This is a genomic window from Paenibacillus sp. J22P169, from assembly GCF_059691995.1.
Genome location: NZ_JCAUAO010000005.1, coordinates 316,333 through 329,697, shown reverse-complemented (window position 1 = coordinate 329,697; position 13,365 = coordinate 316,333). Strand labels below are relative to the sequence as shown.

Below are 13,365 nucleotides of genomic sequence, written 5' to 3'. Positions count from 1 at the left end.
CGAATTACAACACATGATCATTTCCTTCATTTCCATGTGCAACCGTAAACCTACCTAGACAAATTGAAATGGCTCGGTATTGATTGCGGATGCGACTACCTGTGTATCCGTCTTGGCCAGCTGCGCAGCGAGGTAGTCTGCGACACCTCGCTTCATGATTTTCTCGACATTGTGTCCAACGTCGAGGAGAGCAAGACCCGCCGCAAGCGCATCGTGTGCGGTGTGGTAGTCAATATCGCCGGTGACCAGCACATCGGCGCCGGCAAACATGGCGTGCCGCATGTAGCGGCCGCCAGAACCACCCAGCACGGCCACCTTGCGGATGGGCCGTGCTAGATCGCCGACGACGCGCACCGTCGGCACGTCGAACACAGCCTTCGCGTGCTCCGTGAGCTCGCGAAGCGTCATCGCCGCGGGCAGCTTGCCCACGCGGCCCAAACCGAACACTCTACCCTTGAGATCCATCGGGTAGAGGTCATAGGCCACCTCCTCATAGGGGTGGGCCTTCAACATCGCTTGAACCGCCCTGCGCTGCATGCTAGCGGTAACGATCGTCTCTACGCGTACCTCTTGTACGCGCTCGAGCTTACCCACTTCCCCGATAAACGGAGTCGCCCCTTCCTGCGGCAGGAACGTCCCCGTCCCAGGGATATTGAAGCTACAAGAGCTGTATTGGCCAATGCCGCCTGCTCCAGCCTTAAATAGGGCATCCAGCACGACTTGATGATGCGTCTCAGGTACAAAGACGACAAGCTTCTGAAGCTTCTCTGTATGGACATCCTCCAAGTGAGTCATTTCCGTTAGGCCAAGCTGTTCCGAAAGCAAATCATTAACGCCGCCTTCTGCCACATCCAGGTTCGTATGGGCAATATACACAGCTATATCATTTTTGATTAATTTCTCATATAAACGACCTGCTGGCGTTTCTGTCTGAAGATGGGCCAAGGGTCTGAAAATAATCGCATGATGCGCGATAATAAGGTTCGCCCTGACTTCAATCGCCTCATCAACCACAGCATCCGTCACATCGAGTGCAACGAGCACTTTGGTAATGTCTTTCTGTAGTGAGCCTAGCTGCAAGCCTATTTTGTCATCTGCCATCGCATAATGCTTAGGAGCCAGCTGTTCGAAAAGCTGAATTACCGTTTGACCTTTTGCAAGCAAGCGAGTACCTCCTTTATTTCACGCATTTCTTGGCTAACCTGCTCTGCTTTTGCAATGGATGCTTCAGCCGTTGACAGCTTTAGTTGGTCTACGATCATTGCAAGCTTTTTCAGTTCACTTTCCCACTTGATAAACCAAACTTCCGGCGCTTCATTAATCAAATATGGCCCCATCTGTTGCAAGCGTTCACTTGAAACGGCAACACCACCTGGAAGATGACGTTCCTGATAGAGCAGTTCTAAAGCTCCACGCTCCTCGTTATCAGCAGTTACCGCAGTCAAAATCTCATAGATCTTCCCATCTTCTTCGAGAATCGTCTCTGATTCCAACTTCCAACCATTGTGTAATAGCCAACGACGCACATGATCTTCACCTACGTTCGGCTGTAAAATCAAATGCTGAACACCTGGAAGTTTCGATTTTCCTGCCTCCAAAATACTCGCCATTAAGCTGCCGCCCATACCAGCGATCGTAATGACGTTTACTTCGCCTGCCTCGATAACCGCAAGACCATCACCAGATCTTACTTGAATGACCTTGGATAAACCACTTTCGAGTACTTGTCTCTGAGCGGCCTCAAAGGGGCCTGGATTCACTTCCCCAGCCACCGCGGCTACAATAATTCCCTGTTGTGCCAAATACGTTGGCAATAAAGCATGATCGGAACCAATATCTGCAACTTTGGAACCCACTGGCACGCGATCAGCAATCATTTGAAGTCTTTTCGATAATTTAACCATATGCTACATTACCCACTCTACCCATTTTTTTCGCAGCAGAAATAACGCTGCGCCTACTGAAACTAATTTTGCTGTAAATGAAATTTGAATAAGACGCGAGCTCATTTCGATATCTACAAGTAAAGTCATGGCTTCAGGAATAAACCAAACCAAGCCTCCTACTAGCATGAGCACGCTAGCCGCCTGTTTATTCGTATGATGTGCAAGCCAAGCCATCCATATGAGTACAACACTCACCGGAACCCAACTTAATTCAAGCGAAAACCAGGAAGGATGGTCTAACTTCTGTACTAACAACCAACTATACGTCCCTACAAAACCTATCCATCCACAAATTTGAAAAATAGCCATCCGTCCAACTAAGCCATTTAATAGCCAAATGCAACTGCAAAACGCCAAATAACCAATATACGTAGTCGTAGCGTGAACGCCTGACAAATCCATCATGTGTAATCCTAATAGTAATAAGGCTATAGAAGCTAAACCGCATAAAACATATGAAATGATAGGCGTACGACTAAAATGTCTATATGCAACTCCATAACAAATCATGACAAAAAGTGTGGAAATACCAATTTGCATTGGCAATCCAAAAGAGTTAAAATTAAGAGCAGATAAGGCAATAGCGGCAATTACCGCTAAACCAAACAACCATATTTTCCAATTACTGTTTGTTACTGCTGTAGCCGAAACACCTAGAAGGGAAGTCGGTTTAGGCGTCAAATCATCTTCATACAAATTCATTAGAAAATCGCAATAATGCTCAGGAAGCAATTTGCTCCGGCGCCAATGTTCGATTTCTCTAACAATTACTTTTCTTCTCTCAGCATCCATCTATCGCTCACCATCCTAGCTTCTTTATCGGTGATTTAATGCTTAGATTTTAGTAATTTTTATGAAAAACCACAAAAAAAGACCCCGCCGAATTTGGCAGGGCCCACTCCTAGCGATTTATTCCAAAAAGTCCTTCAAACGTTTACTACGGCTTGGATGTCTTAATTTCCGCAAAGCTTTTGCTTCAATCTGACGAATCCGTTCCCTTGTAACACCGAATACTTTTCCTACTTCTTCTAATGTTCTAGTACGTCCATCATCAAGTCCGAAACGCAACCGAAGTACATTTTCTTCTCTTTCAGTTAACGTATCCAGCACATCTTCAAGCTGTTCCTTCAGAAGCTCATATGCAGCTGCATCAGCTGGCGCGAGTGCCTCTTGATCCTCGATAAAATCCCCTAAATGTGAATCATCTTCCTCACCAATTGGTGTTTCTAAGGAAACAGGCTCTTGTGCGATTTTCATGATTTCACGAACTTTATCCGTGCTTAAATCCATCTCTTTAGCAATTTCTTCTGGCGTAGGTTCGCGCCCCAATTCTTGCAGCAATTGACGTGAAACACGAATTAATTTGTTGATCGTTTCAACCATATGTACCGGAATACGAATCGTTCTCGCTTGATCCGCAATTGCGCGAGTAATCGCTTGACGAATCCACCAGGTCGCATAGGTACTGAATTTGTAGCCCTTGGTATGGTCAAACTTCTCCACAGCCTTAATAAGACCCATATTACCTTCTTGAATCAAATCAAGGAAAAGCATGCCGCGACCTACATAGCGTTTGGCAATACTTACAACAAGTCGAAGGTTAGCTTCAGCAAGACGACGCTTCGCTTCCTCATCACCGTTTTCAATCCGTTTGGCCAACCCCACTTCGTCTTCCGCGGAAAGAAGCGGTACGCGACCAATTTCTTTCAAATACATCCGAACTGGATCATTAATTTTAATCCCCGGCGGCAATGCCAGATCATCATCGAAGTTAAATTCATCGCGCTCGTTTTCTTCAGGATTCATCGAATCTTCATCCGATTCATTCCCCACGTCAATACCTTGCTCGGAAAGTTGTTCAAAGAACTCATCGATTTGCTCAGGATCCTGATCGAAGGGAGCTAATTTCTCCATGATATCCTTGTAAGTTAGTGAGGACCGTTTTTTCCCCTGCTCTATAAGTTGGTCTTTCACCTGGTCCAGGGTCAATTCTGTCTCTAATTCTGTACGCTGATCATTCGCCATGGTACGGACTCCCTCCTCCCTAGTCATGTCAGTTTAGCTAAGATGACTTCAACCGTTTTTCTAGGGCAATAATTTCAATTGCAATTTGCGCAGCTCTAAGATGGTCTCCCTCGCGTACTGCGCGAGCTTGTTCTTCTTTCTTACGTTCAATTTCTTCTTGCATTGGAACTTTGCGAATTTGGCGAATATAGTCGTCAATCACTTGTTCGTTTATTCCATGACCGGCTCCCATCATAACGATGGAGCTAGCCAAGCTCTCCAGCTGTTCGTCTTGCAGCATGGCAATGTATCGGCTTGCATCGGGCTCTAAATACTGAGCGTAGTAAGCATATAAATAAGCAGCTAAGACTGCGTGAGCTTCAACATTAAACTGGTCGCCTAATTGCGCTTCAACATGTGCGCATACATCACGATCGTGCATCATTACGGCTAAAATCAAACGCTCCGCATTATGATAGGCAGGCAGTAATGAAGGCGATTTTTTCTTCGTTCGTTCCGCTGGTCTCCCATTATTCATAACATTATTCCACAGAATTGGTTTATTATCCCCATCTGGTCGGTTTTTTTCCGATTGCAATAAGATTTCGTGGAGATCTAACTTCATGGCTTCGTAGGATGAATCTGGAAACTCTGAAGCTAACTGTTTGAGATAATGTTCGCGTTCCATTGGAGATTGCAACTGACTAATTAATTTTACAGCAGATTGCAGATAACGTAATCGGTCACCGTCCTCATGCAATTTAAAATTTTTGCGAATATATAAGAGCTTATATTTCATCGATGGCACGGAAGCTCCAATAATCTCCCGAGCGAATCGGTCAAAACCATATTGACGAACATAATCATCAGGATCTTTGCCATCTGGCAGCATTGCAACCGTGACTCTACTTCCTGTCTCTTCCAACAAAGGAATGCTCTTGAAAGCAGCAGATTGTCCAGCATTGTCACCATCATAACAAATGACGATTTCATCCGCATTGCGGTTCAGTAAGGCAGCATGCTCTTTCGTTAGTGCCGTCCCCATCGTCGCAACACCATTTGTAATGCCCGCTTCCCAAGCTTTGATCAAATCCACATACCCTTCAAAGATAACGGCTTGCTGAAGCTTTCGCATATTCGGCCGGGAGAGGTGTAAATTGTACAAAGTCCTGCTTTTATTAAAAAGAACAGATTCGGGACTATTTAAATATTTAGGCTGTGCGTCGCCCATCGCTCTTCCAGCAAATGCAATGACCTTGCCTGTAGAGTCGCAAATAGGGAACATGATCCGTTCGCGGAATTTATCCACGTAGCCATGACCTTCATGTTTGGCAGAAATCAAACCGCCTTTTTCCATGAGGGCTAAATCAAACCCTCGTTTTTCTAATTGCTGAACGAGCGTGTCCCACATCACAGGTGCATAACCAATCTGGAACGTGTCAATCAACTTATCGGAGATCCCTCTTGAAGTAAGATATCCTTTGGCCGCTTTGCCCTGATCGGTATTTCCTACAATATAATGATAGAACTTCGCTGCAAATTCATAAGCCTTTAATAAGGTCGCTTTTTCTTGCTGCTGCTCATTCTGCTCATCAGATACCTCTTCCCAAGTGATTGGGATATCCGCGTCTTCTGCAAGCTTCGTGATCGCTTCGGCAAAGCTCAGGCCCTCAATTTCCATAACGAACCGAATTAAGTTCCCGCCTGCCTGACACCCAAAGCAACGATAAATCTGTTTCTCCGGTGTGACAGTAAACGAAGGACTTTTCTCCGAATGGAAGGGACAAAGCCCCTTCATATAATGCCCTTGTTTGCTCAAATGTACGTGCCTGCCGATGACATCTACGATATCATGGCGCTTCAGTACAGCCTCAATAACCTCTTCAGGTATGCGTCCGTACCTCATTTCAATCCACCTACAATTCAGGTCGCTTTTCCGACTAATTACTATTCGCTACTTGTTTTCGATTTCCTGCAAATTTTTCAAAAGATTTGTCAAACCATGTAGAAAATTTTTACGATCCGTCTCTGTAAAGGGTTTAGGCCCTTTCGTATGCTTACCATTTCTTCGCATTTTGGCGGAGGCGTGGCGGCGTTCCAACAGATAATCGATCGAACTATCGGTGTATTCCTGCCCCCGATTCGTCAAACAGATCGAACCCTTCGCGAGCCCTAATGCGGCGAGTCCAAAGTCTTGTGTTACCAAAATATCACCTGACCGAATCTGATTGGCAATATATAAATCGACAGATTGATCGGACCGATCTACTTGAACTACCTTCACACCAGGATTTTCCTTCATCTTATGATCGAAAGAAGCAACTAGTACAACTTGTACACCAAACTGTCTACCTGCCTGTTCAATTTCCGACTTTACTGGACAAGCATCGGCATCAACGATAATACTTCTTGCGCGCAAGTGTTCAGCCCCTGCCTTTATAAGAAATCTCACCGTACTATTATATACGATGGACTTGCAAAAAATCCTGCAAGCCAGAACATAAAAGCTTACTAGATATGTTCAATGTGGTCCATGATTAAACTTGCTGTTTCTTCAACAGCACGATTGGACACATCGAAAATGACACAACCGATTTTGCTCATAATTTTATCAGCAAAATCCAGTTCTATTTTAATACGTTCTACATTCGCGTAGGTTGCATTTTCTGCAAGACCAAGTGTCCGAAGTCGTTCTTGACGAATCACGTTTAATTTATTTGGATCAATTCGCAAGCCAATTATCTTGTCTTTCGGCACGGTATAAATGGCTGCAGGAGGCTGCATTTCCGGTACCAATGGTACGTTCGCCACTTTCAATCTTTTGTGCGCCAAATACATAGACAACGGTGTTTTAGATGTACGAGATACGCCTAATAGAATAATGTCCGCTTTCTGAATACCGCTAAAATCTCGACCATCGTCGTATTTAACCGCAAACTCGACAGCCTCAACTTTCTTGAAATAATCTTCATCCAGCGGATGGATCATGCCCGGTTGTCTGCGCGGCTCTTGGCGCAATGCATTTCCAAGCGTAGTCACAACAGGTCCTAGCAAATCAATATAAGGAATATCATATTGTTTCGCTTTGGCAATCAAATCATCTCGCAGTTCTGGAATAACCAAGGTAAATACAACGATTCCCCCGTGGGATCTAATCCCATTGATTACTTTATCTATACCCTCGAAATCATGAATAAACGGAGCTCGCAATATTTCAACTGGCACAGGATGAAATTGCATGGCAGCTGCCCGCACGACCGATTCTCCTGTTTCACCGACAGAATCCGAAACAACGTAGACACGAGTAGGTTGTGGATGTTCCATATTCCTAACCCCTTTCAGCAGGGACAAGACCCTACACTAGCATTTGTATGTAAAGAACTTCAGAACAGAACGACAGCATGAGAAAAACCTCACCGATATGCGGACAGCACAAGGGCGAGGTGTTTTCCACCACATCATATCAAAGGGAGAATTACATGTCAATTGAATCCAATAGGATTTAAATATTGTATTTCTCCATCTGCTCAATAAAACCTCTTGATTTCCACTGTACGCCAATATGTATGTCCATATAAGCACGCATACACTGCTTGAGCTGCTCTTTTGTCTCTTCTTTAACTTGAACGGAACCAAGTCTGCGCATGTCCATTCTTGGAAAAAGTTTAAGCAATTTATGAGCTCCATCACCAATAGCAATCGCAGATGCATCTTTGAAGCGACAACGCCCACATAATGTTCCACCCATATTCGGACCGAATGTCGTGATTCCAGCTGTTTCACCGCAAGCGACACAAGCATCAGTAACGGGTAAATAACCGGCTAAATCGAACATTTTCATCTCATAGAGATGGGTGACGATTTGCATGTCTTTATTCTCTTCGATCGCCATTAAGCCAGCCTTAAGCTGCTCAAATATGTAATTGTTGCCTTCTTCATCACCCAGCATGCGATCCGTCATCTCCGCTAAATAGGAGGCATAAGCCGACTTGTGCAAGTCTTCACGCAAGGCATGATGAGCTTCGATAATTTCAGCACCGTTCAGAGACCCCATCTGACCTCTTTGTTTAAAAAAAACAAAATCGCCGTACGTAAACAGCTGCGTAACGGCGCCATGTTTGCTCTTCAGTTTCTTCGCACCGCGAGCCATGATACCAACTTTCCCCAGCTCGGGGGTGAATAAACGAATGATTTTGTTGCCTTCTCCATAGTCCATGCTACGAATGACAATACCTTGAACGCTATGCAGCAAATAGCTTCCCCCATGAATGCCGCTCTGAGCAAACAAATCCTTGCTGTCACATATTCAGACCATCGAGCGGCTCTTCGTTACTTTGATCCTCTTCTTGCACTTCCGAATCCATGCCAGGTTCTCCCGTTACTTGTTTGTACAGCAGATAGGCGTCCACATCACCGGTCTTTGAAAAATACGTCCACGAAAAATCTTTCATGTTCAGCATCCTCCCCATCGAACGTGATGTTCATAGAATGTGCATTGGGCGCCTGTCTATGCGATGTAAAAACTGGTACTCTCAGGAAATTCTAATTACTCGTGACGGAAACCAAGATCACGAAGGACTCTGTCTTGATTTCTCCAGTCTTTCTTGACTTTCACCCATAATTCTAGGAAGGTTTTGGAACCTAAAAGTGTTTCAATATCTCGACGGGCTTGTCTCCCAATTTCCTTCAGCAACGCGCCTTGCTTACCGATAACAATTCCTTTTTGCGACTCGCGCTCTACAAAAATGACAGCGGAGATATGAACGACGCCATTCGGCTCGACACGCATATCTTCAATTTGCACCGCAATAGAGTGAGGAATTTCTTCCCTTGTCATATGCAGAATTTTCTCGCGAACGAGCTCCGCGCACACGAATTGCTCCGGATGATCGGTAATTTGATCTGCAGGGTAGTATTGAGGACCTTCAGGCAAATAGCGAATGATTTGCTCCAGAAGTGTCGTGACATTGTTCCCTTTGAGCGCAGATACAGGTACGATTTCAGCGAAATTGTACAAGTCTTTATAATTCGTAATGATCGCAAGCAGCGCTTCTGGCTGAACGAGATCTATTTTGTTCAACACAAGAATAACCGGTGTTTCAATATGCTTCAGCTGCTCGATAATATAACGGTCTCCGCCGCCAATACCGTCTGCCACATCGACCAAGAATAAAACCGCGTCTACTTCGCCAAGTGTCCCATGAGCAACTTTACTCATGTAATCACCAAGCTTAGACGTAGGCTTATGGATACCTGGTGTGTCTAGAAATACAATTTGTCCATTTTCCGACGTATACACACCATGGATCTTATTTCTAGTCGTTTGAGGCTTATCCGACATGATCGCAATCTTTTGTCCGATAATTTGGTTCATTAATGTTGATTTTCCGACATTCGGCCGTCCGATAATCGCGACAAACCCTGACTTAAATTCTTTTTTGGCCACTTCTACTTATCCTCCATTTGTGTGCAAATCTTTTGTTGTAAAAGCGCCTGGCAATAAAGCAGCCACCGTTGTTTGAACGAAAGCTCCTTTGAGGTTACTCAAATAAACAGGCATTTCCGGTTCGCACAGTTCAATTAATACTTGTCGACATACGCCACATGGCGAAATCGGGCCTTCCGTATCTCCAGTTACCGCGATTGCTTGGAAAGATCCTCGCGGATGCCCATCTGCAATTGCACGGAATAACGCAGTTCTCTCGGCACAGTTTGTCGGTCCATAGGCAGCATTTTCGACATTACACCCTAAATGCACGTGTCCATTCGCATCCAATAACGCGGCACCGACCTGAAAGTTGGAATAAGGCGTATAGGCTCGCTTCATCGCTTCCTTAGCGAATTCAATGAGTTCTTGCGGATTCATAGCCATCCACCCTTTTATAAGTGATAGTAAGTAATAGTTAAGTTATAGCATGTTTAAGCAGGAAAAAGCGAGGAGCGTCACGACAATACCAATCATTGCTCCCAAAAAGAGTGCTGGGAAAGGCCTTGTTTTCTTATCATACAAGACAATTAGGATGATAATAGACAGCGTGTACGCAAGCAAAGCCGCGATCGTTTCAGTAACAATAACTAAAATAACAGTAGCAATAGCAAATGCAATCGCTGTTAATAAACTCGGTCTTACTAATTTCCCTTTGTCTGAGAACCGTGTCTCAATCACGATCACAGTCAGCATAACAAGTGCAATTAAGATCCATATCGTACCCGCTGACATCGGTGTTTCTTGGAGTCTGGCGTGCCGCAGCAATTGATCTATGGGTTCATAGAAAACAACTAACCCAACAACGACTGCAAACATGGCAGACACCAATACGGACGCCGCGGCGACGTCCTTCGCAATTTTGGCTAGTGGATGACGGTCTGGCATAGCTAGATCCACCGTTTTCTCCACAGCCGTATTAATTAACTCCGTAACAATCATGAGTGTTACCGCTAATAAGATAAATAAAATATCTGTTTTGGACAAATGGATGAATAGTGCTGCTAGTAAAACAAGAAACGCAACGGAAAAATGAAACTTCATGTTACGTTGCGTATCTAGTGCATACTTGATTCCTTCATAGGCATACCGAAAGCTTCTGCGCCATTTACGGAAGCCGCCCGACATTAACGCGTCAAGCCTGCTTTCTGCAAAATGTCCTCCTGTTTAGCGAACATCACTTTCTCTTCCTCTTCACTCTGGTGATCATATCCAATTAGATGCAGGAAGCCATGTACAAATAAGAAGCCCAGCTCTCGTTCTACAGAGTGACCATAATCTTCGGCTTGCGCGATTGCACGCGGAACTGAAATGATAATATCGCCAAGCGGTTCAATGAACGCTTCCGATACGGTTTCCCCTTCTTCAAGCTCTCCCTCGGAATCGTCGCCATCATCTTCGTAATTGATCTGAATCTCGTCATCACCAAATTCACTCATGGCAAAGGATAGGACATCTGTTGGCTTGTCTAAATTGCGGTACTGTTTATTCAAATCTTGGATCGTCTCATCATCAACGAACGTCAGCGCAACTTCACCTTCTGTAATGCCTTCAAGCTCACCTGCTAGCTTAAGAATCTCCTCAAGCTTATCGATGAAAGCAGGTGAGATTTCTTTCTCTTCTTGTTCGCTGCTCCATGCTAACGTCAAATCTACACTTGCCATTAGGAAATACCCTCCTTCTTATGCTCCTGGCTTCTTAGCCGTTATTTCACTTGGATACTCAATGCGAGAATGAAAGATACCTAACAAGGTTTCATTCAATGTTTTAGCTATCTTATCCAGTTCTTTCAACGTGAGGTCGCATTCATTGAACTGACCATCATCCAACCGTGATTTGATAATTTTGGTTACCATGGAATCGATTTGTTCGAGCGTAGGGTTACGCAAAGAGCGTACTGCCGCTTCTACACTGTCTGCAATCCCCACAATAGCCGCTTCCTTCGATTGCGCTTTAGGACCTGGATAACGAAAATCTTCTTCACGTATCCCTTTCTCACTATTCTCTTCTTCAGCTTGCTTCTTCGCTTTATGATAGAAAAAGTGCAGTAGCGTCGTTCCATGATGCTGCTCAGCGATATCGCGAATCGGTTTCGGCATTTTATAATCCTTCAACATATCAACACCGTCGCGCGGATGCGCAATAATAATGGATTTGCTTAAATTCGGATCAATGCGATCATGCGGATTCTCAATATTCGTTTGATTTTCAATAAAGTAGCTTGGTCGCTTGGTTTTACCAATATCATGGTAGTACGAACCTACCCGGCACAACAGCCCATCTGCACCAATGGATTCTGCCGCCGCTTCGGATAGATTGCCTACCATCACACTGTGATGATACGTACCTGGCGTTTCCGTAAGCAGCTTGCGCAGCAAGGGATGATTCGGGTTTGACAGTTCGACCAGCTTAAGAGGTGACAGGATTCCGAAAGACGCTTCAAAAAACGGAAGCAGTCCAATAACGAAAACGACCGTTACAAGTCCGCCTGCTGCAGCGAATGACAAAGACATCAGTGCTTCTCTTTGTTGAAAGTGATCTTCCATCAATAGCATCGCCGTTATGGTCAACATGGAGAAAAAGGCGATCATAAGGCCTGCTTTCAAAATAGTAGCACGTTGACTTGCGCGTTGAATTGTAAATACACCGCTAAAACAAATCACTAAACTGACTAAGCCAAACCGAAAATCGAATAACGAATCGTGCTCTGTATTAAATATAATGCTGGCAATAATAGAGAATAACACCGATGAAATAAAGGCTAGTGGTGCATCCAGCAAGATGGCGATCAATATACTCCCAAGCGCTGTCGGGGCCAGATAACCAATAAATGGATAATCAAAATTCTGAAGCAGTGAAATGATTTTCATGCCAGCAATATTCATCAAAAATATCAAAACGAGCATGACCAGTTGCGAATTATTGTATTTGACCTGTAAGTTACTCTGTCTGACAAACACAAAGATGACAAACGATAAGAGCGCACATAGTATGCCGAGACCAAACTGTGGCAAATGATTGGCTTTATCCTTTAGTAGTTTAAGCTTTTCCAACCGTGTGTATATCTCTTCTGTAATGACATCTCCAGCTTTAACCAGAACATCATTCTTATTAATATAAACGGTCTTCATATTGCCTCTAGCTTGCCCTTTTGCATCATCTGTACCTTTTTGGTCAAAAAATTTATTCGGAGTTATTAAGGCTCTTGCAATTTCAGTCACCATCTCACGAGATGTGTTTTTCGCTAAAGTAGACGTGTTGACTACCTCGGCCACCTTAGCTCGCGCGGTTTGTGCATCGAGAATCTGATCATTCATGAGTTTAGTCACGATCTCTTTGGTTACAGGACGCATGTCCGCAAGGTCTTCCTTAGTCAGCCTAGGCAGCTTAAAATAAACTTCCTCAGGAAGCGGATATTTCTGATCCGAAAGACCAAGTTGAATTTGTTCCAGTAATAAATCGTTATATTGCCCACTATTCCGCAGTGTTTTGATGGCATCATTCGTCAAGTCACTAATAAGCTGTGGAATGACACGACGGTAAATACTAACCTTATCATCGAACTTCACTTCTTCATCTGCATTGATCTGAGATAATTTATCAAAAATTGCATCACTGATGACTTCATTTTTGAGGTTAACGATCCGATAAACAGGCTGAACGCGCTTCGCAGCATCTTCCTTGGCTTGCTCCGTCGCGACAGCGTTCTCAATCTGCTCTGGTGCATAGATCGTCTTCTCGCTCTTCATACCCAGTGTAATATCAAAAACTTGTGGAACAAGCTTAGCATACAGGGTGGAGTAGAATATCAATCCCAATATGAGAAACAAAAGTATTCTTAATCCTGTATTGTATTTCCATCCGCTCAGCCGGTAATGAAATTTGCCTTTCATTTGTACTTCATTTTTCATTACGGAGGTCATTCCTCTC

General features: G+C 44.2%; 14 protein-coding genes. All 14 read right to left on the bottom strand.

The features are described from left to right. Positions 1-54 precede the first annotated feature (54 nt). The 14 genes from AC58QG_RS23930 to AC58QG_RS23865 all read right to left on the bottom strand — a co-directional run bounded on the left by AC58QG_RS23930 (position 55) and on the right by AC58QG_RS23865 (position 13,346). Positions 55-1,164: a Nif3-like dinuclear metal center hexameric protein gene (locus AC58QG_RS23930; RefSeq protein ID WP_497364618.1), complete on the bottom strand. Its 1,110-nt coding sequence runs from the start codon at positions 1,162-1,164 to the stop codon at positions 55-57. After that, a complete protein-coding gene (locus tag AC58QG_RS23925) occupies positions 1,140-1,904 on the bottom strand; it encodes a tRNA (adenine(22)-N(1))-methyltransferase (protein WP_497364617.1) in 765 nt (254 codons plus the stop codon). Before AC58QG_RS23925 ends, AC58QG_RS23930 begins: the two co-directional genes overlap by 25 nt. A gap of 3 nt (positions 1,905-1,907) precedes the next feature. Next, positions 1,908-2,738, bottom strand: coding sequence for a hypothetical protein (locus tag AC58QG_RS23920; protein ID WP_497364616.1), 831 nt, complete (start codon positions 2,736-2,738; stop codon positions 1,908-1,910). Positions 2,739-2,855: 117 nt separating this feature from the next. Then, positions 2,856-3,971, bottom strand: coding sequence for an RNA polymerase sigma factor RpoD (rpoD, locus tag AC58QG_RS23915; RefSeq protein WP_028558036.1), 1,116 nt, complete (start codon positions 3,969-3,971; stop codon positions 2,856-2,858). A 37-nt stretch (positions 3,972-4,008) separates the two neighbouring features. Continuing rightward, a complete protein-coding gene (gene dnaG, locus AC58QG_RS23910) occupies positions 4,009-5,856 on the bottom strand; it encodes a DNA primase (protein ID WP_497364615.1) in 1,848 nt (615 codons plus the stop codon). A 48-nt stretch (positions 5,857-5,904) separates the two neighbouring features. Beyond that, a complete protein-coding gene (locus AC58QG_RS23905) occupies positions 5,905-6,369 on the bottom strand; it encodes a YaiI/YqxD family protein (RefSeq protein WP_497364614.1) in 465 nt (154 codons plus the stop codon). Positions 6,370-6,461: 92 nt separating this feature from the next. After that, entirely contained in the window at positions 6,462-7,274 is an 813-nt protein-coding gene (locus AC58QG_RS23900) for a pyruvate, water dikinase regulatory protein (RefSeq protein WP_497364613.1), read from the bottom strand. Between the two features lie 178 nt (positions 7,275-7,452). After that, positions 7,453-8,202: a DNA repair protein RecO gene (recO, locus tag AC58QG_RS23895; RefSeq protein ID WP_497364612.1), complete on the bottom strand. Its 750-nt coding sequence runs from the start codon at positions 8,200-8,202 to the stop codon at positions 7,453-7,455. A gap of 46 nt (positions 8,203-8,248) precedes the next feature. Further along, entirely contained in the window at positions 8,249-8,401 is a 153-nt protein-coding gene (locus AC58QG_RS23890; RefSeq protein WP_082593664.1) for a YqzL family protein, read from the bottom strand. A gap of 95 nt (positions 8,402-8,496) precedes the next feature. Next, on the bottom strand, positions 8,497-9,396 hold the full coding sequence (gene era / locus AC58QG_RS23885; protein ID WP_497364611.1) for a GTPase Era: 900 nt from the start codon (positions 9,394-9,396) through the stop codon (positions 8,497-8,499). Positions 9,397-9,402: 6 nt separating this feature from the next. After that, the gene (cdd, locus tag AC58QG_RS23880; RefSeq protein ID WP_056609726.1) at positions 9,403-9,816 is read right to left on the bottom strand and encodes a cytidine deaminase; all 414 of its coding nucleotides are present in this window, start codon (positions 9,814-9,816) and stop codon (positions 9,403-9,405) included. 42 nt (positions 9,817-9,858) lie between these two features. After that, positions 9,859-10,563: a diacylglycerol kinase gene (locus AC58QG_RS23875; protein WP_497364610.1), complete on the bottom strand. Its 705-nt coding sequence runs from the start codon at positions 10,561-10,563 to the stop codon at positions 9,859-9,861. Then, positions 10,563-11,099 carry an rRNA maturation RNase YbeY gene (ybeY, locus tag AC58QG_RS23870; RefSeq protein WP_497364609.1) on the bottom strand — a complete coding sequence of 179 codons (537 nt, stop codon included), beginning with the start codon at positions 11,097-11,099 and terminating at the stop codon, positions 10,563-10,565. The genes AC58QG_RS23875 and ybeY overlap by 1 nt, the downstream gene beginning before the upstream one ends. Positions 11,100-11,117: 18 nt before the next feature. Further along, complete coding sequence (locus AC58QG_RS23865; RefSeq protein ID WP_497364608.1) at positions 11,118-13,346, bottom strand: HD family phosphohydrolase; 2,229 nt, start codon at positions 13,344-13,346, stop codon at positions 11,118-11,120. Between the last annotated feature and the right edge of the window lie 19 nt (positions 13,347-13,365).

Excerpts from the sequence above, each read along its gene's own strand:
- AC58QG_RS23925 (WP_497364617.1), bottom strand. The coding sequence starts at position 1,904 with ATGGTTAAATTATCGAAAAGACTTCAAATGATTGCTGATCGCGTGCCA.
- AC58QG_RS23920 (WP_497364616.1), bottom strand. The coding sequence starts at position 2,738 with ATGGATGCTGAGAGAAGAAAAGTAATTGTTAGAGAAATCGAACATTGG.
- rpoD (WP_028558036.1), bottom strand. The coding sequence starts at position 3,971 with ATGGCGAATGATCAGCGTACAGAATTAGAGACAGAATTGACCCTGGAC.
- dnaG (WP_497364615.1), bottom strand. The coding sequence starts at position 5,856 with ATGAGGTACGGACGCATACCTGAAGAGGTTATTGAGGCTGTACTGAAG.
- AC58QG_RS23900 (WP_497364613.1), bottom strand. The coding sequence starts at position 7,274 with ATGGAACATCCACAACCTACTCGTGTCTACGTTGTTTCGGATTCTGTC.
- AC58QG_RS23890 (WP_082593664.1), bottom strand. The coding sequence starts at position 8,401 with ATGAAAGATTTTTCGTGGACGTATTTTTCAAAGACCGGTGATGTGGAC.
- cdd (WP_056609726.1), bottom strand. The coding sequence starts at position 9,816 with ATGAATCCGCAAGAACTCATTGAATTCGCTAAGGAAGCGATGAAGCGA.
- AC58QG_RS23875 (WP_497364610.1), bottom strand. The coding sequence starts at position 10,563 with ATGTCGGGCGGCTTCCGTAAATGGCGCAGAAGCTTTCGGTATGCCTAT.
- ybeY (WP_497364609.1), bottom strand. The coding sequence starts at position 11,099 with ATGGCAAGTGTAGATTTGACGTTAGCATGGAGCAGCGAACAAGAAGAG.
- AC58QG_RS23865 (WP_497364608.1), bottom strand. The coding sequence starts at position 13,346 with ATGAAAAATGAAGTACAAATGAAAGGCAAATTTCATTACCGGCTGAGC.